The sequence below is a fragment of the Burkholderia humptydooensis genome, from assembly GCF_001513745.1.
Classification (GTDB): Bacteria; Pseudomonadota; Gammaproteobacteria; order Burkholderiales; family Burkholderiaceae; genus Burkholderia; species Burkholderia humptydooensis.
In genome coordinates, this window is the sequence record NZ_CP013380.1 from 1,287,845 (window position 1) to 1,303,481 (window position 15,637).

Here is a 15,637-nt window from a genome sequence, read left to right on the forward strand (position 1 = left end):
CGGCGGGCTTCGTTACCTGACCGGGATCGGCGTGCCGGCCGGCACGGGCACGGCGGTCACGCTGTTCTTCGGGCTGCCCGTTGCGATCCGGTCGCTGTAGGTCAGGTAGACGAGCGTGTTGCGTTTCTTGTCGACGACGCGCACGACGTGCAGCGTCTTGAAGATGAACGACAGCCGCTCGCTGAACACGTCGGTCTGCTGCCTGAGCGGCTCGGTGAAGCGGATCGGGGCGACCTGCCGGCACGCGATCGACGCCTCGGTCGGGTCCTCGGCGATGCCAAGCGTGCCCTTGATGCCGCCCGTGCGTGCGCGCGACACGTAGCAGGTAACGCCGCTCACGAGCGGATCGTCGTACGCTTCGACGACGACGCGATCGGAGCCCGTCAGGCGGAAATTGGTGTTGACGCTGGCGACTTCCTCGCCGCGCGCGGCGGTCGTTGCGATCGGAAGAAGGGCGGCGCAGGTCGCGAGGACAGCGAAATAACGGTTTTTCATCGGTGGCGAGGCGGCAGACGTGGCGAGAAGCGGAGCACGACTCTAGCACGCCGCCGGGTGCGCGACGGTGCGCGGCGCAACGAAAACCCGGAGGGGAAAGGCAAAAAGGCCCGTCGCGAACGACGGGCCTTCGAAGCTGGCTCCCCGACCTGGGCTCGAACCAGGGACCTACGGATTAACAGTCCGGCGCTCTACCGACTGAGCTATCGGGGAATAAAACGGTTCGGCATGCTTGACGCCTCGAAACAGCAGCGCAAGGCGATCATCGGCCATGAAAAAGCCCGTTTGAAACGGGCCTTTGCAATTCTTGGCTCCCCGACCTGGGCTCGAACCAGGGACCTACGGATTAACAGTCCGGCGCTCTACCGACTGAGCTATCGGGGAACAAACAGCAGAGAAATGAAATTCTATGGGGCGCTGGCCGATCTGTCAACACTTTTGCGTACCGGCACGTATCGGCGCCGTCACGCGGCGCCGGGTAGCGCCCCGCGGGCGATCAGCGCTCGAGCAGGTGCAGCTTGTCCTGCACGTCCTTCCACTCGTCGGCGTCGGCGGGCGCGGGCTTCGTCTTCGTGATCGACGGCCAGTCCTTCGCGAGCTCGGCGTTCAGCGCCGTGAACTGCTGCTGGTCGCCCGGCACGTCTTCTTCCGCGTAGATCGCGTTGGTCGGGCATTCGGCGACGCACACCGCGCAGTCGATGCACTCGTCCGGATCGATCGCGAGGAAGTTCGGGCCTTCACGGAAACAGTCCACAGGGCACACATCGACGCAATCCGTGTATTTGCACTTGATGCACGCTTCGGTCACAACGTGGGTCATTCAAAACGCTCCTGCGGCGGTATCTAGGTATGTATAGGGGGCGGCGGCGTGGCGCCAAAAGCGGCATTGTAACTGATGCGTCAAACCCGCATCGTGCGCTCGGCTTTCCCTTTTATACCGTTTCGTGATTAGTTTATGGCGGTTTGCGCGGTCCCGCGGCGTTCCGGCGCGGCGCGACGCCGCATTCGGGTAACATGCGTCAACCGGAGGGCGGGCGCGCGGGGCGCGCAAACGCTCGGGCTCCGTTTCGATTTTGGCAGTCTGGAATCATGATCATCACTTCGCTGCTCGATACCGACCTGTACAAATTCACGATGATGCAGGTCGTCCTGCATCACTTCCCGGCCGCAAGCGTCGAATATCGCTTCAAGTGCCGTACGCCCGGCGTCGATCTCGTGCCGTACATCGACGAGATCCGCGCCGAGGTCCGCTCGCTCTGCGAGCTGCGCTTCACCGATCCCGAGCTCGACTATCTGCGCCGGCTGCGTTTCATCAAGAGCGATTTCGTCGATTTCCTCGCGCTCTTTCACCTGAACGAGAAGTACATCTCGATCATGCCGTCGCAAAAGGGCAACGGCGAGATCGATATCGAGATCAAGGGGCCGTGGCTGCATACGATCCTCTTCGAGATTCCGGTGCTCGCGATCGTCAACGAGGTGTACTTCCGCAACACGCAGCGCCGGCCGGATTACCGCGAAGGGCGCGGCCGGCTGCGCGAGAAAATCAAGCTGCTCGGCGCGAAGCCGGAATTCGCCGACTGCAAGATCGCCGACTACGGCACGCGCCGCCGCTTCTCGAAGGTCTGGCACGAGGAGGTGCTGCGCACGCTGCAGGACGGGCTCGGTCCGCAGTTCGCCGGCACGAGCAACGTCTATTACGCGATGAAGCACGAGATCACGCCGCTCGGCACGATGGCGCACGAATATCTGCAGGCGTGCCAGGCGCTCGGCCCGCGGCTGCGCGATTCGCAGACCTACGGCTTCGAGATGTGGGCGAAGGAATACCGCGGCGACCTCGGGATCGCGCTGTCCGACGTCTACGGGATGGACGCGTTCCTGCGCGACTTCGACATGTATTTCTGCAAGCTCTTCGACGGCGCGCGCCACGATTCGGGCGATCCGTTCGACTGGGGCGAGCGGCTCATCAAGCACTACGAGGAAAACCGCTGCGACCCGCGCACGAAGGTGCTCGTGTTCTCCGACGCGCTCGACATCCCGAAGGTCATGCAGTTGTACGAGCGTTTTCGCGGCCGCTGCAAGCTCGCGTTCGGCGTCGGCACGAACCTGACCAACGATCTCGGCTACCAGCCGCTGCAGATCGTCATCAAGATGGTGCGCTGCAATGGGCAGCCGGTCGCGAAGCTGTCCGATTCGCCCGGCAAGAGCATGTGCGACGACAAGGCGTATCTCGCGTATCTGCGCCAGGTGTTCGGGATCACGCAGCCGCCCGACGACGACGCGGGCAAGTGACCGCCGTCCGCGCGTCGTATCGGCCGGTATAATCGGGCCGGTATCGAAAGCCATCGTCACGAGGAGTTCATGGACACATCGGCTGCCCGCCGCAACATCCTCGCGCGCATCCGCGCGGCGCAGGGCCGCCCGGCCGAGCTGGCCGGCGTGGAGCGCGAGCATGCGGCCGACTATGTCGCGCGTCATCCGGCGGGGCCGCGTCCGCCGCTCGGCGACGATCTCGTTTCGCGCTTCGTCGACGAGGCGCTGCGGCTCGCGACGACGGTCGACACCGTCGCGTCGATGCGCGATGCGCCCGCCGCGGCCGCCGCGTATCTGCAGCGCATGGGGCTCGGCGCGCAGGCGATCGCGTGGCCGACGCTCGATGCGCTCGACTGGGCGGGCGCGGGGCTCGCGGTCGAGTTCAGGAAGCCTGTCGACGGCGATCGCATCGGCATCACCGGCTGTTTCTGCGCGACGGCGGAAACCGGTTCGCTGGTTCTGCTGTCTAGTCCGAAGACGTGCTCGTCCGCCGCGCTGCTGCCCGAGACCCACATCGCGCTCGTGAGCGCGTCGCGCATCGTCGCGGGGCACGAGGACGCGTTCGCGCTGATCCGCGCGGAGCGCGGCGTATTGCCGCGCGCGGTGAACTTCGTGTCGGGACCGTCGCGCACCGGCGACATCGAGCAGACGATCGTGCTCGGCGCGCACGGGCCGTCCCGCGTTCACGCGATCGTCGTGCGTGACGCGTGACGCGACGGCCGCCGCCGCTGCGTTACGCGCCGTATCCATTCGCATTTCAAGAGGAATTCATATGAAACGACATGCCGCCTGGGCGGGCATGGCGCTGGGAGGCGCGTTAGGCGCCGCTCCCGCGCTCGCATCGGCCGCAACGCTCGACGGTGCCGCGCTTTCCGCGTTCTGGGCGGTTCCGTTCGCGGGCATCCTGTTGTCGATTGCGCTCTTTCCGCTGATCGCGCCCGTGTTCTGGCATCACCATTTCGGCAAGATCGCGGCGGCGTGGGCGGTCGCGTTCCTGGTTCCGTTCGCCGCGACGTTCGGCTTCGGCGCCGCGTTCGGCACGCTGATGCACGCGCTCTTCGAGGAATACATTCCGTTCATCGTGCTGCTGACGGCGCTGTACACGGTGGCGGGCGGCATCTGCGTGCGCGGCAACCTGCACGGCACGCCGAAGCTCAACACGGGCATTCTCGCGCTCGGCACCGTGCTCGCGAGCGTGATGGGCACCACCGGCGCCGCGATGCTGCTGATCCGGCCGCTGCTGCGCGCGAACGACAATCGCAAGCACGTCGTGCACGTCGTCGTGTTCTTCATCTTTCTCGTGGCGAACGCGGGCGGCTCGCTGTCGCCGCTCGGCGATCCGCCGCTCTTTCTCGGCTTTCTGAACGGCGTCGATTTCTTCTGGACGACGATCCATCTCGCGCTGCCGATGCTGTTCATCTGCTCGATCCTGCTCGCGCTCTTCTTCGTGCTCGATACGTATTTCTATCGAAAGGGCGGCGAGGAAGGCAAGCCGTTCCTCGATCCGACGCCCGATTCGCACGGCGTGTCGATCGAGGGCAAGATCAACTTCGTGCTGCTCGGCGCGGTGATCGCGCTCGTGCTGATGAGCGGCCTCTGGAAGCCGGGCGTCACGTTCGATCTGTTCGGCACGCACGTCGCGCTGCAGAACGCCGTGCGCGACGTGGCGCTCGTCGTGGTCGCGCTCGTGTCGCTCGCGATCACGCCGCGCTCGGCGCGCGACGGCAACGCGTTCAACTGGGCGCCGATCGAGGAGGTCGCGAAACTGTTCGCCGGCATCTTCGTGACGATCGCGCCCGTGATCGTGATCCTGCGCGCGGGCGGCGACGGCGTGTTCGCGCCGATCGTCCATCTCGTCACTGGCGCGGACGGCAAGCCGGTTGACGCGATGTACTTCTGGGCGACGGGCGTGCTGTCGTCGTTCCTCGACAACGCGCCGACCTACCTCGTGTTCTTCAATCTCGCGGGCGGCGACGCGCAGGCGCTGATGACGACAGGGGCGACGACGCTCGCGGCGATCTCGGCGGGCGCCGTGTTCATGGGCGCGAACAGCTACATCGGCAACGCGCCGAACTTCATGGTGAAGGCGATCGCGGAGTCGCGCGGCGTGAGGATGCCGAGCTTCTTCGCGTACCTCGGCTGGGCGCTCGCGATTCTCGTGCCGGTGTTCCTGCTGACGACGTGGGTGTTCTTCAGCGGTCAGGCAAGGTGACGATAACGGCCGCGCGGGCGGCGGGCGGCGCGATGCGCGCGCCCGCCGCCCGCGCGGCGTGACGGAGACGGCAATGCAGAAAATCCTGGTCGCGCGCTCGATCTTTCCGGACGTGATCGAGCGGCTCAAGCAGTATTTCGACGTCGACTGGAACGACGGCGACGCGCTTGCCCCCGACGTGCTGAAGGCGCGCCTCGCGGACAAGGACGGCGCGCTGACGGCGGGCGACATGATCGACGCGTCGGTGCTCGCGGCCGCGCCGCGGCTGCGCGTCGTGTCGAACATGGCGGTGGGCTACAACAACTTCGACATCGGTGCGTTCAACGCCGCGCACGTGCTCGGCACCAACACGCCCGACGTGCTGACCGAGACGACGGCCGACTTCGGCTGGGCGCTGATGATGGCGGCCGCGCGGCGGATTGCCGAATCCGAGCACTGGCTGCGCGCGGGGCAATGGCGCAAGTGGTCGTACGACAGCTTCCTCGGCGCGGACATTCACGGCGCGACGCTCGGCGTGATCGGCATGGGCCGCATCGGCCAGGCGCTCGCGCGTCGCGCGCGCGGCTTCGCCATGCGCGTGATCTATCACAACCGCTCGCGCGTCGCGCCCGAGATCGAGGCCGAGCTGGGCGCGGAGTACGTGTCGAAGGCGGCGCTCCTCGCGCAGGCCGATCACGTCGTGCTCGTGCTGCCGTACTCGGCGGAAAGCCACCATACGATCGGAGCGGCCGAGCTCGCGCTGATGAAGCCGACCGCGACGCTCACGAACATCGCGCGCGGCGGGATCGTCGACGACGCGGCGCTCGCCGACGCGCTGCGCGACAAGCGGATCGCGGCGGCCGGCCTCGACGTGTTCGAAGGCGAGCCGAGCGTGCATCCGGCGCTGCTCGACGTGCCGAACGTCGTGCTGACGCCGCACATCGCGAGCGCGAGCGAAGGCACGCGTCGCGCGATGGCGAATCTCGCGGCGGACAACCTGATCGCGGCGCTCGGCGCCGGGCCGCGCGCGGGGCGTCCGCCGAATCCGATCAATCCCGGCGTGCTGGGGAAGGCTCGCATATGACTGAAACCTTGTTGCTGGCGGCCGTCGTCGCATTGGCGGTGGCGCTCGCCATCGCGCTCTTCGTGCTGCTGCGCGGCGGCTCGCGCGGCGACGGCCTCGAGCGGCTCGCCGGGCAGATCGACGACGCGAACGACGCGCACGCGCACGCGGCCGAGCGGCTGGAGCGCGAGCTGCGCGCGGAGATCGTCGACGGCGCGCGCAGCTCGCGCACCGAACTCGCGGGCAACTTCGCGCAATTGCAGCAGACGCTCGCCGCGCAGCTCACGAGCGTCGCGACCGTGCAGAACAACCAGATCGACGGCTTCGCGCAACAGCTCGCGAAGCTCGTCGCGGGCAACACGCAGCAGTTCGACGCGATGCGCGACACGCTGCAGCGGCAGGCGCAGCTCGCGCGCGAAGAGCAGGGCACGGCGCTCAGGCATTTCGGCGACACGCTCAATCAGCAGCTCACGCAACTGACGGAAGCGAACGATCGCCGGATCGGCGAGGTGCGCGCGACGCTCGAGACGCGCCTGAAGGAAATCGAGGCGAACAACGCGGCGAAGCTCGACGAGATGCGCCGCACCGTCGACGAGAAGCTGCATGCGACGCTCGAGCAGCGCCTGGGCGAATCGTTCAAGCTCGTGTCGGACCGGCTCGAGCAGGTGCATCGCGGGCTCGGCGAGATGCAGACGCTCGCGGCGGGCGTCGGCGACCTGAAGAAGGTGCTGACGAACGTGAAGACGCGCGGTACCTGGGGCGAAGTGCAGCTCGAGGCGCTGCTCGAGCAGATGCTGACGCCCGATCAATATGCGAAGAACGTCGCGACGGTGCCGAAGAGCAGCGAGCGCGTCGAGTTCGCGATCCGGCTGCCGGGGCGGCACGACGAAGGCGCGACGGGCGGGGCGGAGCCGGTGTGGCTGCCGATCGACGCGAAATTTCCGCGCGAAGACTACGAGCGCCTGATCGACGCGCAGGAGCGCGCGGATGCGGCGGCCGTCGACGAGGCCGCGCGCGCGCTCGAGGCGCGGATTCGCGCGGAGGCGCGCACGATCTCGGAGAAGTACGTCGCGCCGCCGCATACGACCGATTTCGCGCTGCTGTTCCTGCCGACCGAAGGGCTCTACGCGGAGATCCTGCGCCGCCCCGGCCTCACCGATCTGCTGCAACGCGACTATCGCGTGACGGTGGCCGGCCCGACGACGCTCACGGCGCTCCTGAACAGCCTGCAGATGGGCTTTCGCACGCTCGCGATCGAGAAGCGCTCGAGCGAGGTCTGGCAGGTGCTCGGCGCGGTGAAGACCGAGTTCGGCAAGTTCGGCGACGTGCTCGCGCGCACGAAGTCGCAGCTCGAGACGGTCACGCGCTCGATCGAGGCGGCCGAGCAGCGCACGCGCGTGATGAACCGCAAGCTGAAGCAGGTCGAGGCGCTGCCGGGCGAGGTCGCGAATGGCCTGCTCGGCGCGGACGGGGCGGAGGCGGACGAGAGCTGACGCGCGCCTCTTCCGCGCAAAACGAAAACGGGGCGCCGCGTGCGCCCCGTTTGTTTTGCCGGTTCAGTCGTGCGCCGATGATCGGCATCGACTTCCATCGGCGAGCGCGTCGCTCTCGTCGCTCGTCGGCGACGGCCGGCCCGCGAGCCGCGCAACGTGCGCTACGCGGTGCCGTTCGCGAGCTGGGCGAGCGTGTCGCCCGTCACGCGCACGACGCGCCAGTCGGGCATTATCTGTGCGCCCATCTTCCGATAGAACTCGATCGCCGGCTGATTCCAGTCGAGCACGGTCCACTCGAAGCGCGCGCAGCGGCGCTCGACGGCGATCGCCGCGAGCCGGCGCAGCATCCGCGTGCCGAGCCCCGTGCCGCGCTGCGACGGCTGCACGTACAGGTCTTCGAGATACAGGCCGCGGCGGCCGACGAACGTCGAATAGTTGTGAAAGTAGAGCGCATAGCCGACGATCGCGCCGCCGTTCACCGTGCCGTTCACCGCGACGAGCGCCTCGGCGGACGGCCGCGCGCCGAACAGCGCGTCGGCGAGATCCGCTTCGGTCGCGACGAACAGATGCGTGAGCTGCTCGAATTTGGCGAGTTCGCGCATCAGCGCGAGCATCGCGGGCACGTCGGCCGCCGCCGCCGCGCGGATCGCGGTCGTGTCGCCGGCGCTCACGCTTCCTCCGGCGCGTCCGACAGCACGATCTCGATGCCGCCGAAGCGCGAGGCGACCCAGTTGTACGCGTGGCAGGCGATCCACAGCAGCACGAAGCCGACGATCGCGTTCAGGAGCAGCGCGCTGAAGATCGTGCTGAAGATCGTGCCGAGCCCGACCGACTGTTCGCGAAAGAACGCGTTGACGATCCCGAGCAGCACGATCGGCACGCTGAACGTCAGATAGACGAGGATCAGCGCTTTCGCGGTCTGCCCCGGCGCGATCGATGAGATTTGTTTTTTCATATGCGAGTTGCCCCCGTGGAAGTGCTGAGTACGGATTCAGATGGCGCCGTCGAACGGCAGGATGTCGACCGTCGCGCCGGCGTCGACGCGGGCGGCGTCGTGCGCGAGCACGATGAAGCAGTTCGCGTCGCTCAGGCTCTTGAGCGACGCCGAGCTTTGCGAGCCGGCGGGCGTCACGCGCCAGACGCCGCCCGCGTCGCGCGCCGCGTGGCCGCGCAGGTATTCGGTGCGGCCCGCGCGCTTCTTGAGCGGCGCGTCGCAGATGGCCGGATAGCGGGGGAGCGGCTGCGCGTCGGCACCCATCATCGCGAGGAGCGCGTCGCGCACGATCACGGTGAAGGCCGCCGCGACCGCGACCGGGTTGCCCGGCAGGCCGAAGAAGAGCGCGGGCCGTCCGTCGTGCCCGCTCGCCCAGACGCGCCCGCATGCGAGCGGCCGGCCCGGGCGCATCGCGACGCTCGCGAACGTGACGTCGCCGAGCGTGTCGAGCAGCGCGCGAGTGAAATCCGCGTCGCCGACCGACACGCCGCCCGACGTGATCACCGCGTCCGCCTGCGCGGCCGCCGTCTTCAGGGCGCTTTCGAGCGCGGTGGGATCGTCGCGCACGATGCCGAGATCGAGCGTCTCGACGCCGAGGCGCGCGAGCATTCCGACGAGCGTCGCGCGGTTGCTGTCGTAGAGGCCGCCTTCGCGCAGCGGCTCGCCCGGCGTCTGCAGTTCGTCGCCCGTCGAGAACAACGCGACGCGCACGCGCCGGCGCACCGCGACGTCGGCGATGCCGAGCGAAGCGAGCAGGCCGAGATCGGCCGCGCGCATGACGCGGCCGGCGGCGAGCGCGCTCGCGCCGCGCGCGAGATCTTCGCCCGCGCGCCGGCAGTGATCGCCGCGCGCGGCGGCCGAGGCCGCGAAGCGCACGACGTCGCCCGCAGCATCCACTTTCTCCTGCGGGATCACGGTGTCGCAGCCCGCCGGCATCTGCGCGCCCGTCATGATTCGCACGCACGCGCCTTTCGCGACGCGGGGGCCGTCGAACGGGTGCCCCGCGAGCGCGCGGCCCGCCACCGCGAGCGCCAGCGTGCCGTCGGCGGCAGGCGCGGCGAGCGCCGCGCCGTCGAACGCGTAGCCGTCCATCGCGGCGTTGTCGTAGGCGGGAATGTCGAACGGCGAGGCGACGTCGTCGGCGAGCACGCGGCCGAGCGCATCGCGCAACGCGACGCGCTCGACCTGCGCGATGCGTTCGGCGAAGCGCAACGCGAGCGCGCGCGCTTCGTCGACGGTCAGCGCGACGGCGTGCTCGGACGTGGCGGATGGCGTAGGCGTGGTGTGCGTGGTCATCGGTGACGAGGCGCCGCTAGGCGGATTGTGTTCGGGGCCGGCGCCCGGCCGCCGCTGTGAAACGCTCGCGTCGCAAGCGGCGGGCGGCGGGCGGCAGGCGGCGCGCGGAACGCGGTGCGGCCCGTCATGCGCGTTCGAGGCCGGCCAAGTCCCGCAAAGAGTTTGCATTGTAAAACGCCCGCTCGTCGCCAAACGGCACTTCGGCCGTCTTGTGGCGTGCGTACCACGCGCGCATCTTGCGCTCGCCGGCCGCGAGATACGCGGCGAGATCGTCGGCGAGCGCGGTGCGCACGAGTGCGAAGACGGGCTGCGGCGCGATGCCGCCGCTCGCGTCGACAGTCGTCGCGAACGCGATGTCCGCGCGCTGCTCGTCGAGCGCGGCGGTGAGGCGCGCGGCGAGATCGGCGGGCAGGAACGGCGAATCGCACGGCACGCACAGGACGAGCGGCGTGCCGGCCGCGCGCATGCCCGCGGCGAGCCCGGCGAGCGGGCCGGCGAAGTCCGCGTGCGCGTCCGCGACGATCTGCGCGCGAAACGGCGCGCCGAGCGTGGCGTAGGCATCGAGATGGCGATTCGCGCTGATGACGAGCGCGTCGACTTGCGGCGCGAGCCGGCGCAGCACATGCAGCGCGAGCGGCTCGCCGCGCAGCGGCTGCAACCCCTTGTCGACGCCGCCCATTCGCGTGCCGCGTCCGCCCGCGAGCAGCAGGCCGGTGATCGGGGCGGCGGGCGCGGCGCACGACGACATGGCAAGAGCTGGGGCGCGTGGAGCGGGCGGGCCTAGCCGCCGATGTAGGACATTTCGACGCGCTTCGCTTCGCCCGCCGCTTCTTCCGTCGCCTGCGCGCTGCCGCGCAGTTGCGAGTAGCGGTCGGTGCGCGCCTGCCAGATGTGGCCGATCAGCGCGGCGATCTGCTCGTCGGTCGCGCCGCCGCGCACGAGGCTGCGCAGGTCGTGGCCGGACGACGCGAAGAGGCACAGATATAGCCGGCCTTCGGTCGACAGTCGCGCGCGCGTGCAATTGCCGCAGAACGCGCGCGTGACGCTCGAGATCACGCCGATCTCGCCGCTGCCGTCCGCGTAGCCCCAGCGCTGCGCGGTTTCGGCGGGCGTGTGCCGCTCGAGCGGCATGAGCGCGAAATGCTCGGCGATGCGCGCGATCACGTCGGCGGACGGCAGCACCTCGGCCATGTTCCAGCCGTTCGACGTGCCGACGTCCATGTACTCGATGAAGCGCAGCACGATGCCCGTGCCCTTGAAGCGGCGCGCCATCGGCACGATCTCGGCGTCGTTCGTGCCGCGCTTGACGACCATGTTGACCTTCACGGGCGAAAGGCCCGCCGCATGCGCGGCGAAGATGCCGTCGAGCACGTCGGTGCTCGCGAAGTCGGCATCGTTCATGCGCTTGAAGAGCGTGTCGTCGAGCGCGTCGAGGCTGACCGTCACGCGCGACAGCCCCGCGTCGCGCAGGCTCTTCGCCTTGCGCACGAGCAGCGAGCCGTTCGTCGTCAGCGTGATGTCGAGCGGACGGCCGCCGGCGGTCGTCATTTTCGCGAGGCGCTCGATCAGGAATTCGATGTTCTTGCGCAACAGCGGCTCGCCGCCCGTGATGCGGATTTTCTCGACGCCGTGTGCGACGAAAAGCCGCGCGAGGCGCTCGATTTCCTCGAGCGTCAGCAGCGCGCTGTGCGGCAGGAACGGGTAATCCTTGCCGAACACGGTGCGCGGCATGCAGTACACGCATCGGAAGTTGCAGCGGTCCGTGACCGAGATGCGCAGGTCGCGCAGCGGGCGCGCGAGGGCGTCGCGCAGCGTGCCGCTCGGCGCGAGCAGGGCGCCGGACAGATCGGGCGCCGTGCTCACCGGGGTCACGGGGATGATGCGTCGGGACATGAGCGTTGCAAGATAAGCCAGACCTCCATTTTAGCTGGAAGCGCCGCACGCGGCCGGGCATGGAAACCCGCAGAACCGGAGCACAGACAAAAAAAGCCCGCCTTTCGGGGCGGGCTTTTTCGGGCGAAGGACGACCGGATCAGCGGTGCGTCGTCTCGACTTGCTGCATCGGCGTTGCGTCGACGGGCGGCAGCGGCTTGCGTTCGCGCGGCGCGCGCGCGGGCGGCACGATTTGCGCGGCGGCGGCTTGCGCGGCGCGCAGCTTGTCCGTGTCCGTGTTGACCCAGACAAGGCCGGCGGATTCGAGCACTGTTTCGAGGCTCGCGCCCGGCGCGGCCGCGACGGGGGCCAGGGCGGGCGCCTCGGCTTGAGCGGCTGCCGGGACGTGCGTCTCGGCGACGGGAGCCGGTTCGTGCGCGACATCCGCTTCGGCCGGCGCGGCCGCGACAGGCGCGGGCTGCTGCGGCTCGGCGGCCGGCGCGGCGACTTCGGACGCTTCCGCGGCCGGCGCCTCGGCCGCAGCGGCTTCGGCGGGGGCCGTTGCAACCGGAGCGGCTTGCTCGTGCGCGATGTCGGCCGCAGCCGGCTGCGCGTGCGCCGTGGTTGCCGGCGCGGCTTGCTCGACTTCGGCTTGCGCCGGTGCTTCGACGGGGCGAGCAGGCGCTGCTTCGGCCTCTGCCCCGGCCCGTGCGGTGTCGGCGACTGGCGCTTCGGCCGCCGGTTGCGGCTCGGCCTTCGCGCCGCTCTCGACATGCGTGACCGTTTCCGCCGCGACGGCTGCCGCCGCGATCGCCGCCGCGCCCGCACCCGCTTGCGCGGCATGCTGCGGCTCGTGACCGGCGACGGGCGCGACGCCCCGCTGCGCCGGCTCGGCATGCTCGACCGTTTCAGCCGTCACGCCTTCGCCGCCTTCCGCCGCCTGCACTGCGCCTTCGTCTTCACGCTCGCGGCGGCCGCCACGGCGACCGCGGCGGCGGCGGCGGCGCTCTTCGCCGTCGCGTGCGTTCGAATCCGCGTCGACGCCGGCTTCCGCGCCAGGCGCGTGCATTGGCTTCTCGGCGGCTTCCGCGTGCGCACTTTCGCCGCGGTTCACGGTTTCGAGCGTCGCGGCGTGCGGGGCCGGCTTGCGGCGCTCGCCGCGTTCACGGCGCTCGCCGCGCGGCGCTTCCGCGGCCTCGGGCGTTTCGGCGCGCTCGCGCGGTTCACGCGGTTCGCGTTGTTCACGTTGCTCGCGCGGCTCACGGGGTTCGCGGCTTTCGCGCGCTTCGCGGCCTTCCCGGTTGTCCCGGCCGCCGCGTGCTTCGCGGCCTTCGCGCGGCTCGCGGGTTTCCTTGCCTTCGCGCTCGGCGCGCGGCGCCTGAGCGCGGCCGCCGCCGGCCGCGACCTGGTCGCGCCCGCCCGCCTGCTGCGCGGCGCCGCGACGGTTGCGATTGCGATCGCAGCCGCGCTCGGCCTTCTCGCCGCGTTCACCGCGCTCCGCGCGCTCGCGCGCCGGACGCGCGGCCGTTTCCTGCGCGGCGGGCGCCGGTGCGGGCGCCGCGGCCGGCTGCACGCCGAACAGGCCCTTCAGCCACTTCATGAAGCCGCCGCCGCTCGCGGGCGCGGCGGCCACGGGCGCCGCCGCTTCCTGCGCGCTCTGGCGCTGCGGCGCGGGGCTCGGCGCCGGACGCTCGGGCGTGATGCCCTTGACGGCCGCTTCCTGGCGCGGCTTCGTTTCCTCGGCGCGCTTGCTGTAGCCGGTTTCCGCCTCGAGCTCGCGGGCGGCCTCCTCGGCCATCTTCCACGAGGCGCGCGGATCGTCGAGGCGCGCATCGTCGTGACGCAGGCGCTCGAGCTTGTAGTGCGGCGTATCGAGGTGCTTGTTCGGGATCAGCACGACGCCGACCTTGAAGCGCGACTCGATCTTGTTGATTTCTTGACGCTTTTCGTTGAGCAGGAAGGCCGTGACCTCGACGGGCACCTGGCAGTGGATCGCCGCGGTGTTCTCCTTCATCGCCTCTTCCTGAATGATCCGCAGCACTTGCAGCGCGGACGATTCGGTGTCGCGGATATGGCCCGTGCCGTTGCAGCGCGGGCAGGTCACGTGGCTGCCTTCGGACAGGGCCGGGCGCAGGCGCTGGCGCGACAGCTCCATCAGGCCGAAGCGCGAGATCTTGCCCATCTGCACGCGTGCGCGGTCGTGCTTGAGCGCGTCCTTCAGGCGCTGCTCGACCTCGCGCTGGCTCTTCGCCGATTCCATGTCGATGAAGTCGATCACGATCAGGCCGCCCAGGTCGCGCAGGCGCAACTGCCGGGCGACTTCGTCGGCCGCCTCGAGGTTCGTGCGGGTGGCCGTTTCCTCGATGTCTGCGCCCTTCGTCGCGCGCGCCGAGTTCACGTCGATCGCGACGAGCGCCTCGGTGTGGTCGATCACGATCGCGCCGCCCGACGGCAGCGGCACCGTGCGCGAGTACGCGGTCTCGATCTGGTGCTCGATCTGGAAGCGCGAGAAGAGGGGGACGTCGTCGTGATAGCGCTTCACCTTGCCGACGTTGTCGGGCATCACGATGTCCATGAACGCGCGGGCCTGATCGTAGATCTCGGTCGTGTCGATCAGGATTTCGCCGATATCCGGCTGGAAATAGTCCCGGATCGCGCGGATCACGAGGCTCGATTCGAGGTAGATCAGCATCGGCTGGCCGGGATGGCCGCTTTGCGACGCCGCCTCGATCGCGCGCCAGAGCTGCAGCAGGTAGTTCAGGTCCCATTGCAGTTCCTCGGCGCTGCGGCCGATGCCCGCCGTGCGGGCGATCATGCTCATGCCGTCGGGGATCTGCAACTGCGCCATCGTCTCGCGCAACTCCTGGCGCTCGTCGCCCTCAATGCGGCGCGACACGCCGCCGCCGCGCGGGTTGTTCGGCATCAGCACGAGGTAGCGGCCGGCGAGCGAGATGAAGGTGGTCAGCGCCGCGCCCTTGTTGCCGCGCTCTTCCTTCTCGACCTGGACGATCAGCTCCTGGCCTTCGCGCAGCGCGTCCTGGATGCGCGCGGAGCGCATGTCGACGCCTTCCTTGAAATACTGGCGGGCAACTTCCTTGAACGGCAGGAAGCCGTGGCGGTCTTCGCCGTAGTTGACGAAGCAGGCTTCGAGCGACGGCTCGATGCGGGTGACGACGCCCTTGTAGATATTGCCTTTGCGCTGTTCGCGTCCGGCGGTTTCGATGTCGATGTCGATGAGCTTCTGCCCATCGACGATGGCGACGCGCAGTTCTTCCTGCTGCGTCGCATTGAACAGCATGCGTTTCATTGAACGACTCCAGGCGGCTCTGCCGGCGGCGCGCTCCGGTTGTCAGGCGGAGCGCGGGGACGACGTCAGGCCGCGCCTTGTTGTGTTGTCACAAGCACGCTGGAGCGGGAACGATGGCGGGAGAATGGCCTGATGAGGCGCGAACCCATACGGCGGGCCGCGGCCAGAGGGCGCCTGCGAACACGGCTTCAAAGCACACGGCGTCGACACTCCGCGCGCCGCAGGGCGCGCCAAGCCTCCGACCGGGCACTGCCGCGGGGCGCGGCGCAAGTTGCGCGCGACGCCGGGTGGCGGCATATGCTGCGGCTCGGCCGCAGCGGGGAGTATCGAATCCAGCCCGACTTTCCCGCCTGGGGTGTTCCTTCCTTGGTTTTGACGTCGCCAAGCCCCGCGCTCTCGCGGGGCCATATCGGGCGCACGCCGTTCTATTCGCAACAGGAAGCTGCGCCGGGCCTACATCGCGCCGCGCCGCAGCCTCCAACAAATTCTTTTTGTCCAACATTCCGTTACCGCGGCACGGCTCAAACCGAATCCGCCTGTGGGCGCGATCCCTGCCTGAGCGCGGTGCCGTGCGTGCAACTTGCTGCTTTCATTCGTGAGGACGAGCAGCACGCCC

The 15,637-nt window shown here is 69.2% G+C and carries 13 protein-coding genes, 2 tRNA genes and 1 pseudogene; 5 read left to right on the top strand and 11 right to left on the bottom strand.

Translation table 11 applies throughout. From position 1 onward, the window contains the following. Positions 1 to 12 precede the first annotated feature (12 nt). From AQ610_RS05935 to AQ610_RS38050, 5 genes and pseudogenes are all read right to left on the bottom strand, one after another. Positions 13 to 495 carry a CreA family protein gene (locus tag AQ610_RS05935; protein WP_006025778.1) on the bottom strand — a complete coding sequence of 161 codons (483 nt, stop codon included), beginning with the start codon at positions 493 to 495 and terminating at the stop codon, positions 13 to 15. A 137-nt stretch (positions 496 to 632) separates the two neighbouring features. After that, positions 633 to 708 (bottom strand) — tRNA-Asn (locus AQ610_RS05940). Between the two features lie 95 nt (positions 709 to 803). Further along, positions 804 to 879: transfer RNA gene (locus AQ610_RS05945), tRNA-Asn, on the bottom strand. Between the two features lie 112 nt (positions 880 to 991). Further along, complete coding sequence (gene fdxA / locus AQ610_RS05950) at positions 992 to 1,315, bottom strand: ferredoxin FdxA (RefSeq protein ID WP_009913193.1); 324 nt, start codon at positions 1,313 to 1,315, stop codon at positions 992 to 994. Next, positions 1,233 to 1,500 (bottom strand): annotated as a pseudogene (locus AQ610_RS38050) (hypothetical protein). Before AQ610_RS38050 ends, fdxA begins: the two are co-directional and overlap by 83 nt. Positions 1,501 to 1,584: 84 nt before the next feature. Between AQ610_RS38050 and pncB the strand changes: the two are divergent. The 5 genes from pncB to AQ610_RS05975 all read left to right on the top strand — a co-directional run bounded on the left by pncB (position 1,585) and on the right by AQ610_RS05975 (position 7,552). Continuing rightward, positions 1,585 to 2,784 (top strand): nicotinate phosphoribosyltransferase, encoded by a 1,200-nt coding sequence (gene pncB, locus AQ610_RS05955; RefSeq protein WP_006025780.1) that lies wholly within the window; start codon positions 1,585 to 1,587, stop codon positions 2,782 to 2,784. A gap of 69 nt (positions 2,785 to 2,853) precedes the next feature. After that, the gene (locus tag AQ610_RS05960; RefSeq protein WP_006025781.1) at positions 2,854 to 3,516 is read left to right on the top strand and encodes a LutC/YkgG family protein; all 663 of its coding nucleotides are present in this window, start codon (positions 2,854 to 2,856) and stop codon (positions 3,514 to 3,516) included. Between the two features lie 61 nt (positions 3,517 to 3,577). Continuing rightward, complete coding sequence (locus tag AQ610_RS05965) at positions 3,578 to 5,017, top strand: sodium:proton antiporter (RefSeq protein WP_015602286.1); 1,440 nt, start codon at positions 3,578 to 3,580, stop codon at positions 5,015 to 5,017. 73 nt (positions 5,018 to 5,090) lie between these two features. Beyond that, the gene (locus AQ610_RS05970; RefSeq protein WP_015600377.1) at positions 5,091 to 6,080 is read left to right on the top strand and encodes a 2-hydroxyacid dehydrogenase; all 990 of its coding nucleotides are present in this window, start codon (positions 5,091 to 5,093) and stop codon (positions 6,078 to 6,080) included. Next, positions 6,077 to 7,552, top strand: coding sequence for a DNA recombination protein RmuC (locus tag AQ610_RS05975; protein WP_043282381.1), 1,476 nt, complete (start codon positions 6,077 to 6,079; stop codon positions 7,550 to 7,552). The genes AQ610_RS05970 and AQ610_RS05975 overlap by 4 nt, the downstream gene beginning before the upstream one ends. A 161-nt stretch (positions 7,553 to 7,713) precedes the next feature. Here AQ610_RS05975 and AQ610_RS05980 read toward each other — a convergent pair whose 3' ends face one another. From AQ610_RS05980 to AQ610_RS06005, 6 genes are all read right to left on the bottom strand, one after another. After that, positions 7,714 to 8,166 (bottom strand): GNAT family N-acetyltransferase, encoded by a 453-nt coding sequence (locus tag AQ610_RS05980; protein WP_045554892.1) that lies wholly within the window; start codon positions 8,164 to 8,166, stop codon positions 7,714 to 7,716. A gap of 53 nt (positions 8,167 to 8,219) precedes the next feature. Then, on the bottom strand, positions 8,220 to 8,507 hold the full coding sequence (locus AQ610_RS05985; protein ID WP_004192965.1) for a hypothetical protein: 288 nt from the start codon (positions 8,505 to 8,507) through the stop codon (positions 8,220 to 8,222). Between the two features lie 36 nt (positions 8,508 to 8,543). Continuing rightward, the gene (gene moeA, locus AQ610_RS05990) at positions 8,544 to 9,842 is read right to left on the bottom strand and encodes a molybdopterin molybdotransferase MoeA (protein ID WP_006025786.1); all 1,299 of its coding nucleotides are present in this window, start codon (positions 9,840 to 9,842) and stop codon (positions 8,544 to 8,546) included. 124 nt (positions 9,843 to 9,966) lie between these two features. Beyond that, positions 9,967 to 10,590 carry a molybdenum cofactor guanylyltransferase MobA gene (gene mobA, locus AQ610_RS05995; RefSeq protein WP_006025787.1) on the bottom strand — a complete coding sequence of 208 codons (624 nt, stop codon included), beginning with the start codon at positions 10,588 to 10,590 and terminating at the stop codon, positions 9,967 to 9,969. Between the two features lie 32 nt (positions 10,591 to 10,622). Next, positions 10,623 to 11,735, bottom strand: coding sequence for a GTP 3',8-cyclase MoaA (gene moaA / locus AQ610_RS06000; protein WP_009913182.1), 1,113 nt, complete (start codon positions 11,733 to 11,735; stop codon positions 10,623 to 10,625). Between the two features lie 139 nt (positions 11,736 to 11,874). Continuing rightward, on the bottom strand, positions 11,875 to 15,021 hold the full coding sequence (locus AQ610_RS06005) for an Rne/Rng family ribonuclease (RefSeq protein ID WP_043282383.1): 3,147 nt from the start codon (positions 15,019 to 15,021) through the stop codon (positions 11,875 to 11,877). Positions 15,022 to 15,637 lie beyond the last annotated feature (616 nt).

Bases quoted from the DNA above. Each gene is read 5' to 3' on its own strand.
- AQ610_RS05935 (WP_006025778.1), bottom strand. From the start codon at position 495: ATGAAAAACCGTTATTTCGCTGTCCTCGCGACCTGCGCCGCCCTTCTT.
- fdxA (WP_009913193.1), bottom strand. From the start codon at position 1,315: ATGACCCACGTTGTGACCGAAGCGTGCATCAAGTGCAAATACACGGAT.
- pncB (WP_006025780.1), top strand. From the start codon at position 1,585: ATGATCATCACTTCGCTGCTCGATACCGACCTGTACAAATTCACGATG.
- AQ610_RS05960 (WP_006025781.1), top strand. From the start codon at position 2,854: ATGGACACATCGGCTGCCCGCCGCAACATCCTCGCGCGCATCCGCGCG.
- AQ610_RS05965 (WP_015602286.1), top strand. From the start codon at position 3,578: ATGAAACGACATGCCGCCTGGGCGGGCATGGCGCTGGGAGGCGCGTTA.
- AQ610_RS05970 (WP_015600377.1), top strand. From the start codon at position 5,091: ATGCAGAAAATCCTGGTCGCGCGCTCGATCTTTCCGGACGTGATCGAG.
- AQ610_RS05975 (WP_043282381.1), top strand. From the start codon at position 6,077: ATGACTGAAACCTTGTTGCTGGCGGCCGTCGTCGCATTGGCGGTGGCG.
- AQ610_RS05980 (WP_045554892.1), bottom strand. From the start codon at position 8,166: ATGCTCGCGCTGATGCGCGAACTCGCCAAATTCGAGCAGCTCACGCAT.
- AQ610_RS05985 (WP_004192965.1), bottom strand. From the start codon at position 8,507: ATGAAAAAACAAATCTCATCGATCGCGCCGGGGCAGACCGCGAAAGCG.
- moeA (WP_006025786.1), bottom strand. From the start codon at position 9,842: ATGACCACGCACACCACGCCTACGCCATCCGCCACGTCCGAGCACGCC.
- mobA (WP_006025787.1), bottom strand. From the start codon at position 10,590: ATGTCGTCGTGCGCCGCGCCCGCCGCCCCGATCACCGGCCTGCTGCTC.
- moaA (WP_009913182.1), bottom strand. From the start codon at position 11,735: ATGTCCCGACGCATCATCCCCGTGACCCCGGTGAGCACGGCGCCCGAT.
- AQ610_RS06005 (WP_043282383.1), bottom strand. From the start codon at position 15,021: ATGAAACGCATGCTGTTCAATGCGACGCAGCAGGAAGAACTGCGCGTC.